Origin of the sequence: Kaistia terrae (assembly GCF_026344005.1) — a bacterium.
GTDB lineage: Bacteria > Pseudomonadota > Alphaproteobacteria > Rhizobiales > Kaistiaceae > Kaistia > Kaistia terrae.
The window spans coordinates 536,499-562,291 of record NZ_JAPKNH010000001.1 but is presented as its reverse complement, the minus strand read 5'-3'; the positions used below and the strand labels follow the sequence as shown (position 1 = coordinate 562,291).

Below are 25,793 nucleotides of genomic sequence, written 5' to 3'. Positions count from 1 at the left end.
GCCGGACAGAGACCCGGGCCGACCCGATGCACGGGCGCGGCCGGGTCCCGACATGCTGCTCAGCGTTTCGCCTTGGCCAAAACCGCCTCGGGCTTCACCAGCTTCAGTCCCCTCGCCTTCTCGTAGCCATGGATTTCCTTCACATCGAGCTTGCGCATGAAGTCGATCGTCTCCTGCGTCAGCACCTGGCCCGGCACCATGATCGGGAAGCCCGGCGGATACGGGATGACGAAGTTGGCCGAGACCATTTCGGGGCCTTCGCGCAGGCGCTTGTCGCACTCGGCGCCATTCAGCGGCACATATTCGCAGACCGAGGCGTCATAGGCGTTGAAGAAGGCAGAGCGCATGTCGCCTTCCGGCGTCGTCCGCCCGGCATCGCCGCGATACAGCTCGTGGAAATGGCTGAAATTGGGAAGATCGGGCACGTCGGTCATCAACGATTTGACCCGCGCCGCGAAGGTCGCGCGCTCGCCCTCGCCGCCATCGGCCAGGCGCTTTTCGATGCCGTGGCAGATCTCGACCAGGACGCGGATGAGATGGGCGACGTCGCTTCGCGTGTTGTTGATGTTCGACTGCAACAGCACGCTGTTGCGCGAGGTCTTGTTGAGCTGGATGTCGTACTCATTCGCCAGCAGGCCCTTGAATTGCGTGCCGTCGAAGCCGGCGGTCCCGCAGACCAGTGTCATGCGGGTCGGGTCGAGGTAGAATTCGTCTTCCCGCATCGCCTTGATCACCGTGCCCCAGCTAGAGCCCGGCGCGAGATAGTCCTGGAAGCCGGACTGTCGGTAGGCCTCCGGGATCATCTCGTCCGCGCCGAGCACACGGAAGTACTTTGAGATCAGCGGGTGCGAGTTCACCGCGTGGCGGATCTTCAACGCGATCTCGATGGCGTTCATCACCAGCCCGTAGCCTTCCAGCTCCATCTGCCGGCGCGCGACATCGAGGCTGGCGATCAGCTGCTGGTTGGGGCTGGTCGAGGCATGGGTGAAGACCGCCTCATGGAATTGCGCCTCCACGGTATGGAAGTCGACGTCCTTGACCAGCAGCATCGAGCCCTGACGGATCGCCGACATCGACTTGTGGGTGGAATTGGTCTGGTAAACGCGAAGCCGCACGAGCCGCGGATCGGGGATCAGATGCGTGGCGAGCAGCGCCTCGTCGGACGGGCTTTCGCCGAGTTCCGCCTGCTGTTTCTCGTAGGCGGCGACGGAATCCGGATCCCGCAACCAATCCTCAAGATCTGCCGCTGCGCCCATCGCCGTGCGCGGACGCAGGAAGGGCGAGAAGCGGGCGAAGCCGGACCACGCCTCATCCCAAAGGAAGATGAGGTCCGGCTTGAGCGCGAGGCACTCCTCCATCACCCGCCGGACATTGTACATGTGTCCGTCGAAGGTGCAGTTGGTCAGGTCCAGCAGCTTCAGCCGGTCAAGGCGGCCCTCCGCCTTCAGGGCCAGCAGCGCCCGCTTGATGGTATCGAGCGGAACGGCCCCATACATCGAGTATTCCGTCATCGGAAATGCCTCGACGTAGTAAGGCTGCGCACCGGTGAGGACCATGCCGTAATGGTGCGATTTGTGACAGTTGCGATCGACCACCGCGATGTCCCCAGGCGCCAGTAGCGCCTGCACCGCCATCTTGTTGGAGGTGGATGTCCCGTTCGTCACGAAGAAGACGTGGTCGGCGCCAAAAGCGCGCGCGGCCATCTCCTGCGAACGCTTGATGGTGCCGGTCGGCTCCAGCAGGCTATCGAGCCCGCCGGTTGTCGCGCTGCTTTCCGCCAGGAACAGGTTGAGGCCGTAGAATTCGCCCATGTCGCGAATCCAGTCGGACTTGAACACCGATTTGCCGCGGGCAATCGGCAGCGCATGAAACGTCCCGATCGGCCGTCGCGCATATTTCTTCAGATTGTCGAAGAACGGCGTCTCGAAGCGGTCCTGCACCCCCTCGAGAATGGCGAGGTGCAATTCAAGCAACTCCTCCACCGCGTAGAATACACGCCGCACGGCATCCGCCGCGGGGTCGCCGGCAATCGTCTCGACCTGGCGATCCGAGAGAAGATAGATGTCTAGTTCGGGGCGAATCCGCTTTAGCGCCCGCGAGAGACGGAGCGCCGACATGTCCGGACCCTCCGACTCCCCGAGCGGATCCAGCACCGAGCGCAGGACCGGCGCATCGCGGCGCGAGCGATAGGGGAAGCCTTCGGCCAAAACGACAGAGATGATATCGGGATTTAAGGCCACCGCGCAGAGGGCATCCTCGAACGAGCCCGCCATGACGGGCTCGTAGATGAAGGCATCCTCCGTTCGGCGCAGTCTTCGCACTTCCGCCGTGAAGGCGGGCCAGCGGGCGGCCGGCTGGCTATTGACGAACAACACCTCGAAATAGGGGCGTCGCAATCCGACATCGCCCGTCGTCGGCGGCAACAGGTCTGCCAGCTCGCCCGTCGCCCCTTCATCATGCACGTCCCATTCGCCGGGACGATCACGATAGGCCCGGGTGAGAAGTCCGTTGGAGATCCGGCGCGCCAGCTTCGCCGCCCCACCGGCATCGTTGGTGGCAATCCGCTCCGTCAGCGCCCCGCGCAGCCGCGCTCCGGGATAGGCATGGAATTCCTCCACACTATCCATCTCGGCGATGGCGGCTTCCAGCGCCGCACGCTCGCCGCGCCCGGCGGCCCACGCATCGGCCAGGGTCGTGATCTCGCGCCAGTTATCGGCGCGGGCCGAGTGGATGAGGAGGAACTGGTCGATCCGTGCGTTCTTGCGTGCCATGACGCGCTCCCAATGTCCTGATTGGTGCCAGCGGTCCTGCCGCCGACTTCATCGCGATTTTTCTTTTCCGGCGGCAGATGGCATGCACCTGGAACGAGCCCGACGCATCACGAATGAGCCGGCCACGGATGGACGCCCCCCTCGTCCAGAGTTCCCGCGAGGAGCCTGATCCGGAGCCCCTGCCGCTAGGCCATCATCATCACGAGGACCATTCCCCAGATCGTCAGCAATGTGTTGCCGACCGCATAGGTGACGGTATAGCCGAGCCCGGGAATCTGGCTCTTGGCGCGGTCGTTGATCATGCCGAGCGAAGCTGTCGTCGTTCGGGCGCCCGAACAGGCCCCTAACAGGATCGCGGGGTGGAACCGGAACACGTATTTGCCGACATACATCGCCAGCACCAGCGGCACGGTCGTTGCGAAGATGCCCCAGAGAAACAGGCTGAATCCGAGTTGCTGCAGGCCGGAGACAAAGCCGGGGCCGGACGAGATCCCGACCACGGCGATGAACATGTTGAGGCCGACCGAATTCATGAACCAGACTGTCGAGGACGGGATCCGTCCGAATGTCGGGTGGACAGAGCGCAGCCAACCGAAGAAGAGGCCGGAAATCAGCGCGCCGCCCGATGTCGATAGCGTCAGCGGTACGCTGCCGATCTTGTAGACGATCGCACCGATCAGCGCGCCGATCGCGATCGCGGCGCCAATGAAGGCGACGTCGGCAATATCGCTGGGGCGATCGGCGACGCCGAGCGCTTTTGCTGCCGCGGTCGTGTCCTGGGTCCGACCGACGATCGTCAGGATATCGCCGCGGTTCACCTTCGTGTTCGGCAGGATCGGAATCTCGGTCCCCGTGACGCCGCGCGTAATCCGGCGGAGGAACACACCGCGCGACGCCGGCAATTGCGCCAGCTCGGCGAGCGTCTTGCCGTCTGCCTGCTTGTTGGTGACCAGCACGTCGACGCCTTCCGTTGGCACCGCGAGTAGCTCGCGATCATCGACCTCGTCGGCCACGTGGCCAAGCAGGCTGACCAATACGTCGCGGCGGCCTGCGACGGCGACGATATCATCCGCCTGGATCACCGTTTCCGCCGTCGCGTCTATGATCTTCCCGTCGCGGCGGATGCGCTCGATAAACAAGCGCTGATTGGGGACCATCGACTCGGCGTTGTGGGCTGTTTGGCCGACGATCGGACCGCCCTCGCGCACCTTGTAGGCGCGGAGTTCGTAATGATGCCAAGCGGTGCCCGCGCCACCTTCCTGCTTCTTGCCGCCGTGCTCTTCCTCATAGCGCTTGCATTCCGCCTCGAGGTCGATGCCGAGCAGCGCCGGTCCGAGCAGCGCCAATACAATGGCGGAGCCGACGGTTCCAAAGATATAGGTGACGGCATAGGCGACCGGCATGGCGTCGAGCAGCCGCTTGGTCTCCTCCGGCGGCAAGCCCAGCCGGCCGATGGCGTCCGTCGCCAGCCCCATCGAGGCAGAGATGGTTTGGGACCCTGCATAGAGTCCAATGGCCGATCCGACGTCGTAACCGGCGAGCTTGGCTGCGATGAACGGCGCGCCGAGACAGAACACCGCGACGACCACCGCGAACAGCGCTTGCGGAACACCGTCCTTGGCGATGCCCCTCACGAATTGCGGCCCCACGCCGTAGCCGATCGCGAACAAAAACAGAAGAAAGAAGGTCGCCTTGAGCGGCGGGGAAATTGTGATTCCGAGCTGGCCGATGATGACCGCGGCGATCAGCGTCGCCGTTACGGCGCCAAGACCGAGCCCCTTATAAGTAAAGGAACCAAAGTAATAACCTAAGGCAAGCGAAAGGAATAAAGCGATTTCCGGATAACTGCGAAGCGTGGCCACAAACCAATCAAACATAGCGGAATCCCCCCATGCATCAGAACGGTCAGCAGAAATTTTTAACTGCAAGTACCATGATTACGATCAGACCCTACTCTCTTGAAAGATTCTTTCAAGATGCTACGATCATATGTGACGAAGGGTAATCAATGTAAAGATTGCAAAATGCGGCACGACATTAATTCAAAAATAATTCGTGCGACATTAAAATTTCTTAATAAAAACCACAAAGCCTCCGATAACTGCGATTCGTTGATACCCAGACATCGGCAGTTAATGGTAAAGCCATTTTTCCTATTCTTTTCTAGTTAACTATCTTCTTATCTGGACGACAACGCCGAACAATACTTCGTAAACCTGCAGGTCAGGGGAGGCTTTCATTCGCGCATACCAACGAGGGGTTGTTTTAAAAGCGACCTGCGCTGTGTCGGCGCAACGATTTGCGGCTTCGTGTCCTGCGCAGGATCAGCGAAGGCTAGCGCCGCCGCATCCGGTCGGAGCATCGACGGCGCCGGGGCGATCCAGCTACTCGCCGCAAAGGCCTCTCTTGGCAACGGCAACGCGCTTGAGCGCTCGCCAGATGTCCGTCTAGAACAGCGACGAAAGTCATGTTCCAAGTTGCTTTCGACTTGAATACCCCCTGCGACGCACGCCGTCAGGCGGTCGCCGCTTGCAACTGCGGATCGAAATGAGCGGAGACGGGAGATGCGATCTTATCGACGGGCGTTGGCTGCAGCCATGCTTTTGCCTTTCGCGTCGATGGGCTTGGCCGTACCGGCCAGTGCAGCCGACGCCGCGACCCCGACGGCGGCCGAAACCACCAAGGCCAAGGCGACCCTGATACCAAAACTTCGCTCAGGCACGCCCGACAACTACATTGAGCTTTACGGCCAGATCAACAAGGGGCTGCTGATCTTCGATGATGGCGGCTCGACGCTGGGATACGGCCCGGTCGACAACGGCAACTCGTCGACCCGCGCCGGCCTCCGCCTCTACGGGGTTATCAACGATGACTGGGTAATGGGCGGCAATCTCGAATGGGAATGGAATCCCTATTCGACCAACTACGTTAACCAGCTCAATCGTGGCGACTTCGACTGGGAAACAAACCTGCTCCGCAAGGCCGAGCTCTATCTGGAGTCCAAGACTTACGGCAAGCTGTGGCTCGGACAGGGCAGCATGGCTTCAGACTCGACGGCGGAAGTCGATCTTTCCGGCACCAGCGTGGTCGGATATTCGCTTGTTGCAGACATGGCCGGCGGACCATTTTACAGGCTCTCGGACGGAGAGCTCTCTTCGATCCAGGTCAAGGACACCTTCACTAATTTCGACGGCCTGAGCCGCAAGATGCGGATTCGATACGACACGCCGCAATTCTCCGGTTTCAGCCTGTCCACATCCGTCGGCACGCAGGTCGTGCCCCAGACGACGGACGTCACGGTCTGGGACGTGGCTGCGCGCTACGAGAACACCTTCGACACCTTCAAAGTCTCTGGCGCCCTGGCCTATTCGCAGCCGGCGGACGACCAGTCGCTTATCGACGGATCGATATCGGTACTGCATCAGCCGTCAGGACTGAGCCTCACTGTCGCTGCCGCCTACTCGGATGAAGACGTCGTTGACGGTCGTTATGGCTATTTCAAGCTCGGCTATCAGACCGAGATCTTCGAGGTCGGCAAGACCGCGTTCTCCGTCGACGCCTATTTCGGCGAGGACATAGACGCCGCCGACAGCAGCAGCACGTCCTATGGCGCGCAACTCGTCCAGAACCTCGACTACCTTCAAACCGAGCTCTATCTCGGCGCTCGGTCCTATTCCTACGAGGAGCCGGGTGCGGAACTCGACAAAAGCTATGCCGTCCTGGCGGGAGCCAGGGTGAAGTTCTGAGGCCGGCCGGCAAGCCGCGCCGCATCCTGAAGATGATCCAGCATTCCGCTAGCCGCCCACTTCGAGCGAAGTGGGTGCCGGTTCGCGGGTGAAGAAAGCGCGATTGAGCAAAGAGATAGAGCCGCCAAGCAATTTCGACGAACCGATGAACGGCTCTAGAGGCAAAGCAGGCAATGACGTCCTGCTCGGTATTCTGGGAGTATCATCATGACCACGATCGACTACCGTGAATACGAGAAGATGAGCCCGTTCGAGATCAAGGACGGCCTCCTCAAGCTTGCCAAGCGGAGCGCGCAGAAGTCCGCGCATGCCCTACTGAATGCCGGCCGCGGCAACCCCAATTGGGTTGCAACGGCGGCGCGCGAGGGCTTCTTTCTGTTCGGCCAGTTCGCCCTGACCGAATGCCGCCGTTCGATGGACAATCCGAAGGCCGGGCTCGCTGGAATGCCGCAGATGCGCGGCATCGCCGAGCGCCTCGAGGCGTGGCTGGAAAAGCATGCCGACATGCCCGGCGCCGACTTCCTATCCAGGATGGTCGATCACGGCGTGAAGGTCATGGGCTTTGACGCCGACGCCTTTGTCTTCGAGCTTACCGACTCGATCATTGGCGACAACTATCCCGTTCCAGACCGGATGCTGGTCCACGCCGAGCAGGTCGCCCACCGCTACCTGATGTGGGCGATGTGCGGCGACAAGCCGCCTTCGGGCAAATACGACCTCTATGCGGTCGAGGGCGGCACGGCGGCCATGTGCTACATCTTCAAGTCGCTGATCGCCAACCGCATCCTCAAGAAGGGCGACACCATCGCGATCGGCACGCCGATCTTCACCCCCTATATCGAGATCGCCGAGTTGGAGGACTACGACTTCCACGCGGTGCATATCAAGGCCGCGCAGGAGAACCGTTTCCAGTATTCCGACGAGGAGATCCAGAAGCTCGCGGACCCGAAGATCAAGGCGTTCTTCGTCGTCAACCCGGGCAATCCCACCTCGATGGCGATCGACCCTGCCACAATGAAGAAGCTCGTCGACTTTGTGAAAACGAAGCGGCCGGACCTCATCCTGCTGACCGATGATGTCTACGGCACTTTCGTGAACGGCTTCCGCTCGCTGATGGCGGAACTGCCGCACAACACGATCGGCGTTTATTCCTATTCAAAGTATTTCGGTTGCACCGGGTGGCGCCTCGGCGTGATCGCGCTGCATGAGAAGAACATCCTCGACGACATGTTGACCAAGCTTCCGGCCAAGGAACTGGAAGCCCTCGACAAGCGCTACATCTCGATCACGCTCGAGCCTCGAACGTTGAAGATGATCGACCGGATGGTCGCCGACAGCCGCGACGTCGCGCTCAATCACACGGCCGGCCTGTCTTTGCCCCAGCAGGTGATGATGACGATGTTTTCCATCAGCGAACTGATGGACACCCAAAAAATCTATCAAAAAGCCTGCATGGAGATATGCAACCGTCGCGTCAACAGCCTGCTTGAGGGCTTGCCGCTGGATGTCCAGCCCAATCCGAATTTCGCCGGATACTATGGGACCATCGATTTCGAGTTCTGGCTTCGCCGCTACGTCGGCGAGGACATCGTCGCCTGGTTGAAGAAGAACTTGCATCCGCTCGACCTTGTCTATCGTCTAGCCGAGGACCATTCGATCGTGCTGCTGAATGGGGGCGGGTTCGACGCGCCGAACTGGAGCGTGCGCGTGTCGTTCGCCAACCTGCCTGATGACGCCTATGACGACATCGGCCGCGCAGTCCGCGCTGTAGGGCGCGGCTATGTCGACACCTTCCAGGCACTGCAAAAGAAATAGATTGTCAGCAAGGCGAAGAATAATTGGTCGATGGCAGGGTCATTCGGTCCGGTTGGGAGGGCTGGGCTTGATGACCCCGTCGATCCTCGGTTGCTCGGCCTTGCTCGCGAGCTTCGTCGAGGCCTCGCCATAGGTCGAGGCGATCGCCGGCACGATCCAAGGCGAGCCCTACGTGAGGGGAGATGGCCTTAGAGCAGTTCCCTGTCCGTCGGAAGAATTCGCGGCTGGCTGAGAAGAGGCTCGCCATGGCACCGGCAGTTCATGCCGCATTCAAGCCATAGCTTGGAATGCATAGCCGTTTCGCATCCGCCCGGAGCGATGTTTGGCTGTTGCGCTGGTCGCAGAACAGCTGCGACCGCACCGGGCGTTTAGTCGAACGAGATCAGCGCCTCACCGCGCGCACAACACCGATCAGGATACAGGCGCCGACGAGGCCGGCGATAAGATAGCCAAGCCAGCCTGCAAAGCCGACACCGACGAGGCCCAGCAGGAAGCTGGCCACAGCCGCGCCGACGATGCCGAGAATGATATTGGTGAGAATTCCGGTATCGCTTTTCATGATGTTCGAAGCGATCCAGCCGGCGATACCGCCGATGATGATGGCCGCGATCCAACCTACGCTAGTGTCGTCCATGCTGACCTCCCGTTCTGCGAACAACATGACTATTCAGGCACGTTGAACATTTGCCGGCAATAGCGATTCTCTCAAATGGACCCGAGATCTAGTCGCATCGACAAAAAGACAACCAAGCCATACCAAGGCGGCACCCTGAAGACGCGCCTAAAAGGCGCGCGACCTTGGATGGCAACCCACGCGCGAACCGCGCCCACTTCCGCTTGAGGGACCGGTGCGACGAACGGCCATCCCGCCTGATCACAAGGTGACATCCAAATATGCAAGACTGGGTGCGTTGGCATGGGCGGCTGCATCCGCCACACTGGCGTTGGGTTGGCGTTCGCCGGGATCAAGCCATATCGGTATTCCGCTTCATCCGCGCTAACCCATTGGAGAGAATGACTTGCCTGACACGCGCCCCCCTGCGGAAACTCAAATACCGACGCGTGAACCACGTCTTCTAGGCCTCGCCGGTTCGTCGCGATCCGGGCTGATCGCTCCGCTTTCGGCCGCGCGCTGGCTCCTGATCCTCATCGCCATCGCCGGAATCTATTTCTTTCACAGCTTTGTCGTTCCGGTTCTGGCCGCCCTCGTCATCGCCTTTGCCGGATGGCCGATCTATCGCCGCATCGTGGATTTTACCGGCGGCAACCGGACGGTGGCGGCGACCGTCGCGCTCGCGCTCTTCACATTGTTCCTGATTGTACCGATCGCCATCGCGGCCTGGTATGCCATCGACGAGGTTCGTGCGCTTTCGGCCTGGGCAATTCAGACGAACCGGTTTGGCTCCGATGTCCCCGCGTGGATGTCTAACATCCCCGGAATCGGCGAATGGCTTTCGGCACGTTGGGCGGAGTATGTCGGGCGTCCCGGCGCCATTGGCGAAATGATCTATGCAGTCAGCGGCGCCAATATTGGCAACATTTATCGCGCGGTACTCGCGGCGGGTGGTGGCCTGTTCGGCCTGCTGCTGACCCTCATCTTCATGCTCATAACCTTGTTTTTCGTGTTCCGCGACGGCGAGCTTTTCGTCGCCAAGGTGGACCTGATCGGCGAGCGCATCATTCCGATGCGGTGGGAGCGAATCTCGCGCGTCGTTCCTGCCACGATCAGCGCTACCGTCACTGGCATGACGTTGATCGCCATCGGCGAGGGCATCGTGCTCGGCCTCGCCTACTGGATCGCCGGAGCTCCGTCGCCGATCACCCTCGGCGTCATCACCGGAATGATGGCGCTCATTCCAGGTGGCGCGCCGCTGGCGATGACGCTGGTCTCCATATACCTCGCAGCCAGCGGATCGCTTGTCGCAGGCATCAGCCTGTTCATCTGGGGAACGGTCGAGCTGTTCATCGTCGACAAGACATTGCGTCCGAAGCTTGTCGGGGGACCGATCAAGCTGCCCTTCCTGCCGACGATTTTTGGCCTCGTTGGTGGCGTCAAGACACTGGGCTTTCTAGGTCTCTTCATCGGTCCCGTCCTCATGGCCCTGCTCGTCGCGATTTGGCGCGAGTGGGTGCGCGACATCGAGTTGACCGATTCACAACCGGCGATCGCGAAGTTGGAGCCAACCCTCGTGCAGGCGGACATTCGCCCTGAGATCGAGCAGCTCTAGCTGCCGGAGTGCGAACAAGCGCGGTCACCGCCCAAGCTGAAACCAGAGAGAATTCCGCCTCATGAGTTCGCCATTACCACGCCGCAATGAACCCTTCCGACGCAACGAGACTGCGCTGCTTATCGTTGATATGCAACGGATCTGGCTGGAGCCCGGCCTGGATCCCGATCACGCGGACTGGGGGCCGAATCACTACTTTTACCGTCAGACCCGGGAGACGGTGATTCCGAACCAGCAGCGGCTACTGGCGACGGCGCGGGCGTCTGGCGTTGAAGTGCTGCACACCATCATTCGGAGCCTGACCGAGGATGGCCGCGATCGCTCGCTGGACCACAAGCTGACACCCATCCACATTCCGCCAAGCCTCGCGGCTGGGCTGCCTTCGCCGGCTGTTGCCCCAATCGGTGACGAGATCCTGTTGCCGAAGACCTCATCCGGTATCTTCAACTCGACCAATTTCGACTATCTGCTTCGCAATCTCGGGATTCGCCATTTGGTCGTTGCCGGCATCCTGACCGACCAGTGCGTCGACATGACAGTGCGCGACGGCGCAGATCGCGGCTTTCTCGTTACCTGCGTCGCCGACGCCTGCGCCGCGCCGACCCCCGAACGGCATGCCAATGCCTTGAAGGCATTTGGCGGCTACTGCTGGGTTTCGGATACAGCAACTGTTGCCAGCCGTTTTGAGGCACTGGGGCTAACGGCATAAGCGGGTGCCTAACTCGTCGACAAGTGCATCCCGTCCTCATTCTGGCTGGAGGATGCCGCGCCTGCGGGTTCTGGAGCCGGACTGGGTGTCGTAAATCGGCATACCTCAGGCTATGAAGTGTGCCAGCCGAACAAGGCGCTCCCATACGCTCAGGACAACGCTACCGATGCCGCCTGCCCTTCCCGCTCTGTTGTCGCGCCCCTTCGTTCTGCTGGAAGACCGCCTCTCAACCTCGGCCGCCGCAAGGCTCTATCACGATCCGGTCGAGATCATCCGCTGCTACGCGGGCGAGGATATCGAGGCTGCGTTGCGACGAGTTGAGGCGGGCCTTGCGCGCGGGCTGCATGCGGCCGGCTATTTCGGTTACGAACTTGGCTACGCGCTGCAAGAGCGCCTTATCGCCTCCATGCCGGCCGGAAGCGCGCTGCCGCTGCTGTGGATCGGACTTTTTCGCGAGCCCACGACCATCGCGGGCGGGGATCTCGACGCATTTTTCGGGGAACTGCCACCACCCCAACCGCCGAGTCCGATCGAGCCGAGGATGGACGCCTTCGCCCATGCGGAGAAGGTCAATCGCGTCCTCGACTATCTGGCAGCGGGGGATGCCTACCAGGTCAATCTCACCTTCCCGATCGACTTCCGCTATGAGGGCGACCCGCTGGCGCTTTACGCTGCGCTACGCGCCAACCAGCCCGTGGCTCATGGCGGCATCGTCGCCTTCGACGACACGACCATTCTCTCCGTCTCGCCGGAACTGTTTCTGGAAATCTCGGACGGCAAGGCCACGACTCGCCCGATGAAGGGCACGGTGCCCCGTCAAAGAGAGACCGACAGCGCCGCAAAGGTCGAGCTTCGCGAAGACCCGAAGCAGCGGGCCGAAAATCTGATGATCGTCGATCTGCTGCGCAACGACCTCGGCAGGATCAGCGAAATCGGGTCCGTCACGGTGCCCAGCCTGTTCGAGGTCGAAAGCTACGCGACCTTCCACGCCCTTACCTCGACGGTGACATCGCACCTGTTGCCGGACACGTCGCTCACGCAGCTGCTTCAGGCAGTCTTCCCCTGCGGCTCGATCACGGGTGCGCCGAAGCTACGCGCGATGGAGATCATCCGCGAACTGGAGACAGCACCCCGCGGCGTCTATACGGGCTCCCTCGGTGCTATCGCACCAAATGGCGACCTTCGCTTTAACGTCGCCATTCGAACCGCGACCCTGTTCGCCGATGGAAATGGCCGCTACGACGTCGGCAGCGGCATCGTGGCGGACTCGCAGGCTTCGGCCGAATATGCCGAATGTCTGCTCAAGGCCCGCGTGCTGACCGATCTCGCGGAAGACTACGGCCTGATCGAAACGCTGCGTGGATCGACGGATCAAGGACTAGCCCGCCTAGATCTGCATCTGGCCCGCCTCGCCACATCGGCCAAGGCACTCGGTTTCCGCTTTGACTGGGCAGACACAGAGGCACGACTGGAGGCGCTGGCAGAAACGTTCCATCCGGACAATGATCACCGCGTGCGGCTCGAACTTCGCCGTGACGGAACTCTCGACATCATCGCCCCGCCGCTGGCGGCCGAACCGGATCGGCCGGTGATGACGATCATCGCCAGCCTGCGCGCCGATGCCGGCGATCCCTTCCTTCGCCACAAGACGACGCGTCGCCAACTCTATGAAACGGCCTTCGCGGAGGCGGCCACATCGGGCGCGGACGAAGCGATCCTCGTGAACCGTTCAGGCTTCGTGACGGAAGCAACCCGCAACAATATCTTCGTCGAGCGTGACGGCCTGCTCCTGACGCCGCCACTCGCCGATGGCCTCCTGCCCGGAATCCTGCGCCAGCACCTGCTCGAAACGGGCGACGCGATCGAACAGCAACTCACCCCCGAAGACCTCGCCACCGCGCCCCGTTGGTTCTTGGGCAATAGTCTTCGCGGATTGAGACCAGGGCAGATGATGTAGCCTGCGCAGCGTCTGCTCTGCTCAAGGGCGTGCCTGCAGCTGTATCCGCTATGCTAGGATGACGGCAAACGCATCATCACAAACGGATTGAACCATGGCCAAGCGAGCCGGGAGCGCGGATCTGCCGCTGCATGGCGGGCATGTGCCGCGCTGGCTTTCCGACCGGATGACGAAGCTCGGCTCCGTCATCAGCGAGGCGATCGTCCAGGAGTATGGCCGCGACGAATTGTTGCGCCGTCTCGCCCATCCGTTCTGGTTCCAGTCTTTCGGCGCGGTCATGGGCATGGACTGGCATTCGTCGGGGATCACCACCAGCGTGCTCGGCGCGCTAAAGCGCGGGCTCGCGCCACTCTCTGGCGAACTCGGCATCCATGTCTGCGGCGGCAAGGGCCGCCATTCGCGCCTGACGCCGCAGGAACTGATCGGCATCGGCGACCGCGTCGGCTTTGACGGCATGGCGATGGCCAAGGCGAGCCGGCTCGTCGCCAAGGTCGACAGCGCCGCGATCCAGGACGGTTTCGACCTCTATCTGCACGGCTTCATCGTCACAGATGACGGCAGTTGGGTGGTAATCCAGCAGGGCATGAACGAGGAAAGCCATCAGGCGCGCCGCTATCACTGGCAGTCCGAAGGCCTGAAAAGCTTCGTCGACGAGCCGCATGCGGCAATCGATGGCGAGCGACAGGGCGAGATCGTCAATCTGACCGACAAGCGCGCGGAGGCGTCGCGCAGCGGCCAACTCGATATGCTGGCCGACCTCGGCCCCGACAAGATCGCTCTCGAATTCGCCGCGATCCGCGCCGAGACGGCCCCGCCGCCGTCCGCGACTGACCAGATGCTGTTGCCGCACCTGATCATGCCGGCGCATCATGACGTCCGCTCCAGCGATGTCGTCACCCGGCGGCTACATGGCGCGCTGGCGGCGGCGGCCGACCAGGGGCCGGTCGATTTCGCCGATCTGCTGCTGGTGCCGGGTGTCGGCGCGCGCACGGTGCAGGCGCTGGCCATGGTGGCGGAAGTCGTGCATGGCGCGCCCTATCGCTTCAGCGACCCGGCGCGCTTCTCGTTCGCGCATGGCGGCAAGGACCGCCACCCCTTCCCCGTGCCGCTCAGGGTCTATGACCACACGATCCGCGTCATGACCTCGGCCGTGCAGAAGGCGAAGCTCGGCGAGGCCGAGGAAATGGCGGCGCTAAAGCGGCTCGACGAGCAGTCGCGGCGGCTGGAGCGCATCGCCACGGGCCCGAGCGTCGAGGAGATGATCGCCGACGAACGCGAACGGTCGGCGAGCTATGCCGGCCGCAGTGTGTTCGGCTGGGAATAGAGCCCCTCAGGCATATCCCCACCGTCATCCCCGGCTCGACCGGGGATCCATTCCGCCGAAGCGGCTGCCGAGAGAGGAACCCAGCTGCATGGATCCCGGATCTCCGCTTCGCTGCGTCCGGGATGACGCCCGAGGTAGGGTGTCTAGGCTCAGACCCTGTCGTTGAACGCGAAATCTGCGACGATCAAATCGTGGTCGGAGATTGCGTTGCCGGCCTTGTCGAATGCCGACACGGTACGCGGGTTCGAGCCCGTCAGACCGCGCGAAAGCAGCCAGTCGATCCGGCAATAGGGCGGCAGCGGCGTGCCGTCCGGGCGCATGCGCAATGTCGCATCTGCGGTATTCGCCTCCTGCCAGCCAAAACCGGCCTCGGCCATCAACGCAAACAGAGGCTCGTGCTTCTGCGGTCCGGCCAGCCAGTTTGCGGGCGTATGCCCCATCAGGGCATTGGTGTTGAGATCGCCGCCGATGACGACAGGCAGGTCGCCGGCCAAGCCCTCGACCGCCACCAGAAGCCTTGCCGTCTGCCGCGCGCGGTCGGCCGCGTCGGATTTGCTTTCGAGATGGACGACGACCGTCCAGATCGGCCCCTGCCCTGTCTCGACCTTCGCCGCGATCGCCATGCGCCAGCCGAGCCGATGTTCGCCATCCTTGGCATCCACCCACCAGACGGCGCCGTCGTCGAGCCGGATCAGCGCCACGTCGCTGAACGGCAGGCGCGACAGCAACGCATTGCCGTGGAAGCCGACGGCATTGGTTTCGCCGGCATGCCAGGCGCGCTCACGGTCGTCGCCAAGGCCGAGTTCGAGGAACTCGACACCATAGGCGTAGCCCATGCCGAGCGCGCTCGCGAGATCGGCCGTCGTGTGCCGGTTGCCGGCCCGCGCCATGCCGAGGTCCGTCTCGGACAGAAGCAGGATGTCCGGCGAGACGCCGGCGACCAGATCGGCGGAAGGCATCTGATATTTGAGCCGCTCAGCATTCCAGGCCGCGATGCGGAGTGGACCATCCGGCCGGATCACAGGCGCTGGCCCACGCGTCTCGACGGCATTGAACGCCGGCAGGTCGAGGGCGAGGCGATCATGCTCCGCCCTCGTCTTGTCCGAGCGCAACGCCTCCTGAAGCAAAGCGGAAGACGGCGCCGGCAGTTTCGGCACCAGTACGGTCACCAGATCCAGCGAGGCAGCAGCAGCTTCGTTCAGGGGCATTGCGGGGCTCATCGGATCAGGCCGCGAGGGCAGCGTGGCGGGCGTTGAGGCGAGCGGCAAGCGCGCGGGCGCGCTCGATCGATTCCGCACGGTCCGCGTCAAAGCGCTCGCCGATCTCCATGATCAGCGACGTGCCCGGCAGGACGTCGATCGTGTCGAACACCGTCTCCCACGGCAGGTCGCCCCAGCCGAGCGGCAGGTGCAGATCGCCGATGCCGAGCGCGATCGCCTCGCTCGCGTGGTAGAATTTCGACATCGTGTAGGGACGGCCGAAACTGTCATGCACGTGCAGATGGCCGGCAACCGGTCCCATCGCCGTGACTTCGTCGAGGAAGTTGCCGCCCGTGCGGGTCGCCTCGATATAGGCGTGGCCGAAATCGATGGTGGCGACGACGTTCGGGTGGTTGATGGCGCGGACCGTCGCGGCAACCTCGGACGGCTGCTGGCGATACATTTCGTCGCCGATTGAGAAGATGTTCTCGAGCGCGACGCGGACGCCATGCTTGCCGGCGAAATCGGCCAATTCCGTCAGCGCATCCTGCTGCATCCGGTCGTAGCCGGCGATGACGCGGGCCGGCGCCATCGGTGCATGGCCGCTGTGGTGGACGAGCGTGTCCGAGCCGACGCGGGCGCAGAGTTGGACCATAGCGCGGGCCGCGGCGGTCTGGTAGTCGAGGTTCACCGCGTCCATGAAGTTGGAAACGATCAGGCCGTGAACGCTGTAACGCAGCGGGAACTTGGCGCAGATATCGGCGAGACGCTTGGCCCGGCTCTCGATCACCCGGCCGCCGGTGATCAGGTCGTCACCACAGAGCGAAAGCTCGGCAACATCGGCGCCCAATTCGACGATGCGGGCGAGCGAGGCCTCAAGATGGTTCAGATCGCCTTCGCCGGACGTGGTGCTGAAGCCCACATGCGTGATCAGGTCTTGGGTCATGACAAGTCTCTCGTGAGTTTGATTAGGACGCGACAGGAACCGGTGGGAGCTGCGCCAGCGCGTTGATGCGGGCGCCGCTTTCGGCAGAGAACAGATGGACGTCGGCCGGATCGATCATGACGCCGACGGTGTCGCCGGTCTCGAATGCGGCCGGGTCGCTGAGCGCCACGGCGAACGACAGGCCGTCGAAATCGGTATGGACAACACGCCCTGCGCCGAGTTCCTCGATGAAATCGACCGTGGCAGGGAGCGAGCCGGGCGTACCGGCAGCAACAAGCCTGGCGGCTTCGGCGCGGACACCGAGCGTGACCTTGTGGCCGACGAGACGGGCATCGATCGCGCCCGGCAGCGGGATCCGGCGCTGCTCGTCATAGACGAAGACGCCATGCCGATCGATCGAGCCTTCCATCAGGTTCATCGATGGCGAGCCCACGAAGTTGGCGACAAAGCGGGTGGCCGGGCGGTTATAGACTTCGGCCGGTGTGCCGACCTGCTCGATCCGGCCGCCATTCATGACGACCAGCCGGTCGCCCAGCGTCATCGCCTCGGTCTGGTCATGCGTGACGAACACCGAGGTGGCGCCGAGGCGACGGTGCAGGCGGCGGATCTCGGCGCGCATGGCGACGCGCAGCTTGGCGTCGAGGTTGGAGAGCGGCTCGTCGAACAAGAACACCTTGGGCTCCCGCACGATGGCGCGGCCCATGGCGACGCGCTGGCGCTGGCCACCGGAAAGGGCTGCCGGCCGGCGGTCGAGGAAGGCTTCGAGGCCCACCACCTTGGCAGTGGCGGCGACGCGCTTCATCCGTTCGGCCTTCGGCACGCCGGCTACCTTGAGCGCGTAGCCGATATTCTCGGCCACCGTCATGTGCGGATAGAGCGCGTAGTTCTGGAACACCATGGCGCAGCCGCGCGCGCGCGGCTCCATCTTGTTGACCAGCTTGCCGTCGATCCAGATCTCGCCGCCCGAAATATCCTCGAGCCCGGCGATCATGCGCAGCAGCGTGGACTTGCCGCAGCCGGACGGACCGAGAATGACAATGAACTCGCCGGTGGCGATCTCGAGGTCCACTCCGTGCACAACGGCGTTCTTGGCATAGGCCTTCTTGACGCCCTTGATGGCAATCGATGACATCGGATTGTCCTTTCAATCACTTCTCGGTCGAAATCAGGCCGCGCACGAACCAGCGCTGCATCAAGATCACGACGATGAGCGGCGGTGCCATGATGATGAGCGTCCCCGCCATGGCGACGTTCCAGTCCGGCAAGCCGAATTCGGAGGGAATGAGGTGCTTCAGCTGTGTCACGGCGATGCCGAAATTCGGATCTGTGGTGATCAGCATCGGCCAAAGATACTGGTTCCACGACCAGACGAACATGATGGTGAAGAGCGCGATCATGTTCGGCTTCGACAGCGGAAACAGGATGTCGACGAAGAAGCGCACCGGGCCGGAGCCGTCCATCTTGGCGGCTTCCGCCAGTTCGTCCGGCACCGTCAGGTAGAACTGGCGGTAGAGGAACGTGCCGGTGGCGGTCGCGACCAGCGGCAGGATCAGGCCAGTATAGGAATTGAGCAGGCCCCATTCGAGCTTAACCTGCAGGCCGGAGACGGTCTGGATCAGCCACGTGATGCCGGTGATGTTGAGGATCGCCTGGAACGGCGCCAGTGCATTGGCAGCGACGGCATAGGTCGGCACGATGCGCACTTCGAGCGGCAGCATCAACGTTATGAAGATCAGCCAGAACATCAGCATCCGGCCGGGGAAGCGGAAATAGACAATGGCGAAGGCCGCCATCGACGACAGCAGCACCTTGCCGGCCGCCACCGTCCCCGCGAACAGGAACGAATTGAGCAGCTTGCGGCCGAGATCGGCCCGGACCCAGGCTTCGTGCAGGTTGGTGAACAGCTCCGAGCCTGGCACCATCGACATCGGCACCGTGTTGACGGCGCGGATATCGTGCGTCGCCGCGACGATGACGATGACGAAGGGAAGCAGGACCGTCAGCAGACCGATGAAGAGGACGATCTGGCAGATGGCGTTGAAGATGGGTGTGCGTTCGACCATCGGATCCGCCCCCTATTTGTAGTGCACGCGCCGCTCGACGAAGCGGAACTGCACGATGGTGAGGAGGACGACGAGACCCATCAGGATGATCGACTGCGCGGCAGCGCCGGAATAGTCGAGGCCTTTGAAACCGTCGAAATAGATCTTGTAGACCATCAGCTCGGTCGCCCTCGCCGGGCCACCCTGGGTCATGATGTCGACGATGCCGAAGGAGTCCTGGAAGCTCTCGGTGATGTTGATCACCAGCAGGAAGAACAGGGTCGGCGTCAGCAGCGGCAACTGGATATCCCACATGCGGCGCATCGGGCCGGAGCCGTCCATCGCGGCCGCCTCGATCAGCGAGCGCGGGATGCTCTGCAGCGCCGAGAGGAAGAAGATGAAGTTGTAGCCGATATATTTCCACGAGAAGGCGACGATGACGGCGATCATCGCGTCGGTGCCATCAAGCGCCGGATTCCACAGTCCCGGCCAGATCTGGTTGATCAGCGACAGGAAGCCGGCCTCGGGCGCGAGGATGAAGCGGAAGGCGAGGCCAAGCGCCGGCGCCGCGATGGCATAGGGCCAGATGAAGATGCTGCGATAGGCCTTGTGGCCGCGCATCTCGCGATCGGTGAACAGCGCCAGCAGAAGGGCGACGCCCATGGCGATGCTGGTCGCCCCCAGGCCGAACACCATGCTGCGCGAGATCGCACCCCAGTAATAGGGATCCATCAGCAGCTGGCGGAAATTCTGCAGGCCAACCCAGGTGTTGCCACCGCCCCAGGGCTGTTCCAGCGTGAAGGCCCAATAGAGCGCCTGGCCACTCGGCCAGTAGAAGAAGACGAAGATCAGCACGAGCATCGGCGCCGCGAACAGCAGGCCGATCGTCGTGGAGGAGAAGGTAGCGCGCTTTTCCATTGGACGGTCTCATTCTTCAGGCGGCCGGCGCCCCGCGACGGGGCGACGACAACCTGGATCCGGCTCGGCGCATGGGGCACACGGCCGGATCGAGGAATAGGCGGAACGTGAACGGGCCACCTTCCGCCCGGCCTCCCATGCCCCTCCCCGCCTTGGCGAGGAGGGTGGGGTGGGAGCTCGGTGCGACGACTACGGAAGCGTCTTGCCGGAGTAGGTCTGCTCGAACTTGCGCAGGATCTGGTTGCCGCGATCGGCCGCCGTGTCGAGCGAGGCCTGGACGTCTTCGTTCTTGATGAAGATCGCCTGGAGGCCGTTCGAGATTTCCTGGCGGATCTGCAGCAGGCCGCCGAGGCGGATGCCATGCGGGGCGGCGTCATCGGCCGGCGAAGCGGTCAAGCTGGAGATCGCCAGTTCGCGGCCCTTGTACGGCGCCTTGCCGTAGAAGCCCTGCTCGTTTAGATATTCGAAGCCCGAGTTACGGACCGGGATATAGCCGGTAACGGTCGACCAGGTCAGCGCTTCTTCCGGCTTGGCGATGAAGTCGAAGAAGGCGGCTGCGCCCTTGTATTCAGCGTCGGACTTGCCGGTCAGGACCCAGAGCGATGCGCCGCCCACGAACGAGCTCTTGCGCTGCGTGCCCTCATAGACCGGGAGCATGGCGACGTCCCAGTTCATGCCTTCCTTGGCGGTACGGCCGATATTGCCGTGGTCGCCGACCGAGGTCAGGATGACCTGACAATCGCCATTGGCGAAGGCTTCGACGAAGGTCTGGCCGGTTTCCTTCGACTTGATGGCGGCTTCGCCATTGTCGTACCAACCCTTGAGATCCTTGACGAACTGGACCCACTTGCCCTTGTTGAAGGTCAGCTCGGCATCGAGGCCTTCATAGCCGTTCTTCTTGGTGGCAACCGGCTCGCCATGGACAGCCATGAACTGCTCGCCAAGCTGCCAGACTTCGTCGCGCGAGATGTTGAAGCCGAGCGGGCAGGCATAGCCGGCCGCCTTCAGCGCCTTGAAATCGGCTGCGGCTTCTTCCCACGTCGCCGGAGCATGGTCCTTGCCGATCTTGGCGAAGGCGTCCTTGTTCCAGTAGAGCAGCGCGGTCGAGGAGTTGAAGGGGAACGAGTACATCTCGCCCTTCGACGTCGCATAATAGCTGGCGATGCCGGAGAAATAGTCCTTCCAATCGACCGTATAACCCATGTCGGTCATGAGCTTATTGGCCGGGTAATAGGCGCCCGACAGCATGATATCGAGCGTGCCGGCATCCGAAACCTGGGCGATGGTCGGCTGCTGGCCAGCGCGGAAGGCCGCGATGGTGTTCTGCAGCGAGGCGTCATACGTGCCCTGGCTGGTGCAGACGACTTCATAGTCGGCCTGGCTGGCGTTGAAACGCTCGCACTGTTCCTGGACGCGCTTGGCGATATCGCCCGAATTGCCGAACCAGAAATCGATCTTGGTCTTGTCGGCCGCGGCCGGGCCAGCGAGCAGCGCGGCAACGGCGAAGGTGCCGACGGCGCCGAGGAATTTGGCGTTCATGAGAGCCTCACGAAGGAAAGGGAGCGCCGGGGTCCGGCGCGACGGCCACCGCTTAGCCCGCCGCCCGTAACGCTCGGATGACACGCCGGCTAAGGGGAGAACGAAGCCGATACGAAGCTCGCCCGACGCTACGACAAGCCTGTCCGTCCCCTGTTGATACGTTCCCGCCCGGCTCCGTGCGGCACGATCCGCCGTCGCTACACGCCTGGCGAAAGACCGCGTATCCGCCTGTTTCCGGCTGTCCTTTCGGGCCGGGAGCGCGCATAGAACCGTGACCGGCACGAATCACGGCGCGAGAGGTCGCGCGGTGCCGGAAACTGCCCGAGACGGGCACCTTCCAGGGCGATCGACCATGAATTCCCGCACGGCGGTCCTCGCCCTCGGCCTGACCCAGATCATCGGCTACGGCACGCTCTATTACAGCTTCAGCGTCCTGGCGCCGGCAATGGCGCGCGAGTTCGGCTTTCTACCGAATGGATCTTCGGCGCCCTCTCCGTCTCGCTGCTGGCCGGCGGCCTCTGCGCGCCCTGGGTCGGCGGCTGGATCGACCGGCGCGGCGCCGGTCGGATCATGACGATCGGCTCGCTGACGGCGGCGGTGGCCCTCACCTTCTGCGCGATGTCTGGCAGCCGCACGATGCTGGTGCTCGGGCTGATCGCCATCCAGATCGCCTCGACGCTGGTGCAATACAGCGCCTCGTTCACGCTGCTGGTGCAACTCGATCCCGCTCGGGCTCAGCGCTCGATCACGTACCTGACGCTGATGGCCGGGTTTTCCTCGACGCTGTTCTGGCCGTTCACCACGGCGCTGCACGCCCATCTCGACTGGCACGAGGTCTACTGGCTGTTCGCGGCGATGCATCTCTTCATCTGCCTGCCGGTGCATGGCTGGCTGATGGTGCAGACGCGCGCCATCTCAGACCGACGCACGCTGCCGGACCATGCGCCGCCGGGCGCCGCGTCGGTGGCGGGGATCATCGAGAGCGCGGCAAGGCCCCGCGCCTTCGCGCTGATGCTGGTTGGCTTCGCGATCCAGAGCTTCGTGACCTCGACCTTCCTGGTCCACATGCTGCCGATGCTGACCGGGCTCGGCCTCGCAAATGCCAGCGTGCTGGTGGCCTCGGTTTTCGGCCCAGCGCAGGTGTTGAGCCGCTTCACCAACATGACCTTTGGCGGCCGGCTGTCGCAACGGACGCTGGCCGTCATCGCCTCCGCCTTCCTGCCGCTCGCTACCGTGATCCTGCTCGCCACCGCGCCGAACCTCGTCGGCGCCTTTGCCTTTGCGATCGTCTTCGGCCTGAGTTCGGGACTTTCCAGCATCGTGCAGGGAACGCTGCCGCTCGAGCTTTTCGGCAGCGACGGCTATGGCAAGCGGCTCGGCCGGGTCACCTCGGTACGACTGGTGGTCTCCTCGGCCGCGCCCTTCGCGTTCGCGCTGATGACGGAGCACCTCGGCTACCCGGTCGCGCTTTCGATCATCGCGGTCCTCAGCACCCTCGCCGTCCTCGCCTTCCTGGCGATTGGTGGCGCCGACCGACACTCCCTGCCGAAGCGGCGGACCGAATAGACACAGTCTTCTCCCAACTCGACCGAAATTCCCGTACAACGTGCTTTAGCCGCACACACGACCGGCCGACTCAGTTAAGCATCGTTAAGAGCTTAAGGAGACGTTAAGTGTTTGATTCGGCGGTCTACTATGTTCAGCCCAATGAAGACCGGGGCTATGCGATCGTGAGCCAGAGCGGATCGCAAATCGGAGCTTTCACGTCGCATGACGTCGCAGTGTCGATGGCCAAGCATCTCGGTCATTCCGCTGCTGAACTCGGCATGGCCGCGCGCGTCTTCGAGCGCTCCGCCGATAACGAGGAAACGCTGGTGTTCGAGCGTTGGCCGATCCGCATCGCGGACCTGCCCTGGGACGCTGTCACGGACTGAGCGGTAGAGACCGCTCCCCTCAGCAACCGCCGGCTTGACAGGCGGTTCCCGATCTGTTGAAAGGCGCGCCCCTCACGAGCAGGAAGGCGCTGCCCCATGGACCCTTCGATCGTCGCCGCGCATTGGGAAGCCAATGCCGAAGCCTGGACCCGTCATTCGCGCGCCGGCTACGACGTTTATCGGGATGCGCTGAACACGCCGGCCTTCCTGGCAATGCTGCCGCCGATCGACGGGCTTGAAGGCCTCGATATCGGCTGTGGCGAGGGCTCGAACACTCGTCAGCTCGCGCGGCTGGGCGCGAAGATGACGGCCGTCGACATCGCGCCCACCTTCCTTCGCCACGCGCAGGACAGCGAGACTGCCGATCCGCTCGGCATCCGCTACCAGCTTGGCGACGGCATGGCCCTGCCCTTCGCCGATGCCAGCTTCGATTTCGCTACCGCCTTCATGTCGCTGATGGACATGCCCAACCAGCACGCCGTGCTGGGGCAGGCGCAGCGCGTGCTGCGCCCCGGCGGCTTCCTGCAGTTCTCGATCCTGCATCCCTGCTTCGTGCCACCGCGCCGCCGAAACATCCGCGACGCAGAGGGCGTGCCGCGTGCGATCGAAGTTGCCGATTATTTCGAAGAGACGAACGGCGCCGTCGAGACCTGGTGGTTTTCGTCCCTGCCGGCGGACGAGCGCGGCAAGGTCGAGCCATTCTGCGTCCCGCGCTTCCACCGAACCCTCACCGACTGGGTGTCGATGATCGTCGACGCCGGGCTCGTCATTGAAGCCTTCGGCGAGCCAAGGGCGACCGAGGCGCAGGCGGCGGCGGAACCGATCATCGCCGACACACGGGTCGCCCCGATCTTCCTGCACGTCCGCGCGCGCAGGCCCAGCTAACGTCAGGCCAGCGCTCCGACCCGCAAGCCTCGGAGATAGGCAACCAGTTCGCCGCCGGCCTGATCGATCGGGCGGTCGTTGACGATGTTCAGATCCGGCTGGATCTCACTCGCGCAGATCGCCTCGCGCGCCAGACGCGCGGCGATGCCATCGTCGCTCTCGCGTCCCCGGGCCGCGAGACGCGCCGCCAGCACCGCGTCGGGAGCCGAGATCGCGACGACCCGAACCTGCGGAAACCTTTCCCGCGCCGCGTCGATGGCGCCGCGCGAGAAATTGCAGATGACGACGGCGCCGCCTTCGACCGCGTCCAGCGTGTCGATCGGCAGCGCATAGCCGAGGCCATGCGCGCGCCAGCACACGGCGAACTGGCCGGTCTCGACACCATGCGCGAAGGCTGCCTCGTCCAGCGTATCGTGGTCCTCGAAGGCATTTTCGCCGCGCGTCACCAGCCGGCGCACGAAGACGAAGCCTTCCTCCCCCGCCAGGGCGGCCTTCGCGTAGCCGAGCAAAGTGTCCTTGCCGACACCGCTCGGCCCGACCACCGCCACCAATACACCCATGCTCATCATGCCCTCATGAAACCCGTTCGCCCTCGCGCCAGACCCGGCGCACCATCGGCGTCGGATTGGCGCTATCGGGACCGCTGACATGCACGCGCACGAGATCGGCGCGCAGGCCCTTCTCGATCGCGCCGCGATCCGTCAGCCCGGTGGCGCGGGCCGGCGTCTGCGTCACGGTGCGGATCGCCGCCGCAAGGTCGATCGACGGAATACGGCGGGGCAGTTCGAAGGCGGACATCAGCAGACTCGCAGGCACATAATCCGACGACAGAATATCGAGAAAGCCGGCGCGTGCGAGATCTTCGGCTGCGACATTTCCGGAGTGCGAGCCGCCGCGCACCACATTCGGACCGCCCATGATGACACTGATGCCAGCCTGGTTCAGCGCCTCGGCGGCCTCGAGTGTGGTCGGGAACTCGGCAAGTGCGACGCCATTGCCGACGGCTTCCGCCGCATGCGCCACCGTGGCGTCGTCATGGCTTGCCAGAACCGCTCCCTTCGCTGCCGCGAGTTCCACCAGCTTCAGGCGGTTCGGGCCGGCATTGTTGGCGTGCAGTTCGAGCCGAGCAGACACGAAGCGGTTCACGTCCTCGTCCGACATCGGCTTCTTGCGCATGTAGTAGCGGCGCCAGGTCTCGAGATCCTTGAACTGGCGCTGACCGGGCGTGTGATCCATCAGCGACATCATGTGGATCGGGTAGAGCGCGGCATAGGCCTCGACATGCTCGATGACGTCGTCACAGGCGATCTCGCAGCGCAGATGCGTGCGGTGATCGACGCGCAGGTGGCCGGTAGCACGGGCTTCCTCTATTGCCGATGCCAGCACCGCGAGATCGGTGCCGATCGAGGCCGAGTCAGCGTCGGAGCCGGCGCGGAGCGAGTCGAACACGGTGGTGATGCCGGCGGCGGCGATCTGCGCGTCATAGGCCATCACCGAGGACAGCGCATGCCAGCGCACGTGCGGGCGCGGCGCGAAATGCGCCTCGAGGTGGTCGGTGTGCAATTCGACGAGGCCCGGCACCAGATGATCGCCGGCAAAGTCGATGCCGCGCTCGGGTGCGTCACCCTCGCCGATCTCGGCGATCCTGCCATCGGCGACGGCGACCCAGCCCTTTTCCACCACGCGATCGGGCAAGACGAGGCTGGCATTCTCGATCAGGAATTCAGTCGGTTCGGTCATGGTCTCGTTCTCGTTCATTCGTCACGCCGTGGCGAAGTTT

Annotated in this window: 19 protein-coding genes and 1 pseudogene; 9 read left to right on the top strand and 11 right to left on the bottom strand. The window is 63.3% G+C overall.

Annotated elements, in window-relative coordinates; genetic code table 11:
* Positions 1-59: 59 nt before the first annotated feature.
* Positions 60-2,771 carry an aminotransferase class I/II-fold pyridoxal phosphate-dependent enzyme gene (locus OSH12_RS02615; protein ID WP_266341941.1) on the bottom strand — a complete coding sequence of 904 codons (2,712 nt, stop codon included), beginning with the start codon at positions 2,769-2,771 and terminating at the stop codon, positions 60-62.
* Between the two features lie 185 nt (positions 2,772-2,956).
* Positions 2,957-4,648 (bottom strand): aspartate-alanine antiporter, encoded by a 1,692-nt coding sequence (aspT, locus tag OSH12_RS02610; RefSeq protein WP_266341940.1) that lies wholly within the window; start codon positions 4,646-4,648, stop codon positions 2,957-2,959.
* 720 nt (positions 4,649-5,368) lie between these two features.
* Between aspT and OSH12_RS02605 the strand changes: the two genes are divergently transcribed.
* The gene (locus tag OSH12_RS02605) at positions 5,369-6,517 is read left to right on the top strand and encodes a porin (protein WP_266341939.1); all 1,149 of its coding nucleotides are present in this window, start codon (positions 5,369-5,371) and stop codon (positions 6,515-6,517) included.
* Positions 6,518-6,724: 207 nt separating this feature from the next.
* The gene (locus tag OSH12_RS02600; RefSeq protein WP_266341938.1) at positions 6,725-8,332 is read left to right on the top strand and encodes a bifunctional aspartate transaminase/aspartate 4-decarboxylase; all 1,608 of its coding nucleotides are present in this window, start codon (positions 6,725-6,727) and stop codon (positions 8,330-8,332) included.
* A gap of 382 nt (positions 8,333-8,714) precedes the next feature.
* Here OSH12_RS02600 and OSH12_RS02595 read toward each other — a convergent pair whose 3' ends face one another.
* On the bottom strand, positions 8,715-8,966 hold the full coding sequence (locus OSH12_RS02595; protein ID WP_266341937.1) for a GlsB/YeaQ/YmgE family stress response membrane protein: 252 nt from the start codon (positions 8,964-8,966) through the stop codon (positions 8,715-8,717).
* A 385-nt stretch (positions 8,967-9,351) separates the two neighbouring features.
* Between OSH12_RS02595 and OSH12_RS02590 the strand changes: the two genes are divergently transcribed.
* From OSH12_RS02590 to OSH12_RS02575, 4 genes are all read left to right on the top strand, one after another.
* Positions 9,352-10,560 carry an AI-2E family transporter gene (locus OSH12_RS02590; RefSeq protein ID WP_266341936.1) on the top strand — a complete coding sequence of 403 codons (1,209 nt, stop codon included), beginning with the start codon at positions 9,352-9,354 and terminating at the stop codon, positions 10,558-10,560.
* 61 nt (positions 10,561-10,621) lie between these two features.
* Positions 10,622-11,269: a cysteine hydrolase family protein gene (locus tag OSH12_RS02585; RefSeq protein WP_266341935.1), complete on the top strand. Its 648-nt coding sequence runs from the start codon at positions 10,622-10,624 to the stop codon at positions 11,267-11,269.
* 166 nt (positions 11,270-11,435) lie between these two features.
* Complete coding sequence (gene pabB / locus OSH12_RS02580; RefSeq protein ID WP_266341934.1) at positions 11,436-13,226, top strand: aminodeoxychorismate synthase component I; 1,791 nt, start codon at positions 11,436-11,438, stop codon at positions 13,224-13,226.
* A gap of 94 nt (positions 13,227-13,320) precedes the next feature.
* Positions 13,321-14,550, top strand: a complete 1,230-nt coding sequence (locus OSH12_RS02575; protein ID WP_266341933.1) for a DUF763 domain-containing protein — start codon at positions 13,321-13,323, stop codon at positions 14,548-14,550.
* A gap of 149 nt (positions 14,551-14,699) precedes the next feature.
* On the opposite strand, the gene OSH12_RS02570 is transcribed toward OSH12_RS02575, so the two are convergent.
* From OSH12_RS02570 to OSH12_RS02545, 6 genes are all read right to left on the bottom strand, one after another.
* Positions 14,700-15,758: an endonuclease/exonuclease/phosphatase family protein gene (locus OSH12_RS02570; protein WP_266341932.1), complete on the bottom strand. Its 1,059-nt coding sequence runs from the start codon at positions 15,756-15,758 to the stop codon at positions 14,700-14,702.
* A 16-nt stretch (positions 15,759-15,774) separates the two neighbouring features.
* Positions 15,775-16,695 (bottom strand): sugar phosphate isomerase/epimerase family protein, encoded by a 921-nt coding sequence (locus tag OSH12_RS02565; protein ID WP_266341931.1) that lies wholly within the window; start codon positions 16,693-16,695, stop codon positions 15,775-15,777.
* A gap of 22 nt (positions 16,696-16,717) precedes the next feature.
* Entirely contained in the window at positions 16,718-17,827 is a 1,110-nt protein-coding gene (ugpC, locus tag OSH12_RS02560) for a sn-glycerol-3-phosphate ABC transporter ATP-binding protein UgpC (RefSeq protein ID WP_266341930.1), read from the bottom strand.
* 16 nt (positions 17,828-17,843) lie between these two features.
* Positions 17,844-18,758, bottom strand: coding sequence for an ABC transporter permease subunit (locus tag OSH12_RS02555; RefSeq protein WP_266341929.1), 915 nt, complete (start codon positions 18,756-18,758; stop codon positions 17,844-17,846).
* Between the two features lie 12 nt (positions 18,759-18,770).
* Positions 18,771-19,655: a carbohydrate ABC transporter permease gene (locus OSH12_RS02550; protein ID WP_266341928.1), complete on the bottom strand. Its 885-nt coding sequence runs from the start codon at positions 19,653-19,655 to the stop codon at positions 18,771-18,773.
* A 189-nt stretch (positions 19,656-19,844) separates the two neighbouring features.
* Entirely contained in the window at positions 19,845-21,194 is a 1,350-nt protein-coding gene (locus OSH12_RS02545) for an extracellular solute-binding protein (RefSeq protein WP_266341927.1), read from the bottom strand.
* Between the two features lie 352 nt (positions 21,195-21,546).
* Between OSH12_RS02545 and arsK the strand changes: the two are divergent.
* From arsK to OSH12_RS02530, 3 genes and pseudogenes are all read left to right on the top strand, one after another.
* Positions 21,547-22,760: pseudogene (gene arsK / locus OSH12_RS02540) on the top strand (arsenite efflux MFS transporter ArsK).
* Positions 22,761-22,867: 107 nt separating this feature from the next.
* Positions 22,868-23,128: a hypothetical protein gene (locus tag OSH12_RS02535; protein WP_266341926.1), complete on the top strand. Its 261-nt coding sequence runs from the start codon at positions 22,868-22,870 to the stop codon at positions 23,126-23,128.
* A 96-nt stretch (positions 23,129-23,224) separates the two neighbouring features.
* Positions 23,225-24,013, top strand: a complete 789-nt coding sequence (locus tag OSH12_RS02530; protein WP_266341925.1) for a class I SAM-dependent methyltransferase — start codon at positions 23,225-23,227, stop codon at positions 24,011-24,013.
* A 2-nt stretch (positions 24,014-24,015) separates the two neighbouring features.
* Here OSH12_RS02530 and phnN read toward each other — a convergent pair whose 3' ends face one another.
* Together phnN and OSH12_RS02520 are read right to left on the bottom strand one after the other, a co-directional pair.
* Complete coding sequence (gene phnN / locus OSH12_RS02525) at positions 24,016-24,582, bottom strand: phosphonate metabolism protein/1,5-bisphosphokinase (PRPP-forming) PhnN (protein ID WP_323180586.1); 567 nt, start codon at positions 24,580-24,582, stop codon at positions 24,016-24,018.
* 4 nt (positions 24,583-24,586) lie between these two features.
* Complete coding sequence (locus OSH12_RS02520) at positions 24,587-25,753, bottom strand: alpha-D-ribose 1-methylphosphonate 5-triphosphate diphosphatase (RefSeq protein ID WP_266341924.1); 1,167 nt, start codon at positions 25,751-25,753, stop codon at positions 24,587-24,589.
* Positions 25,754-25,793: the final 40 nt, after the last annotated feature.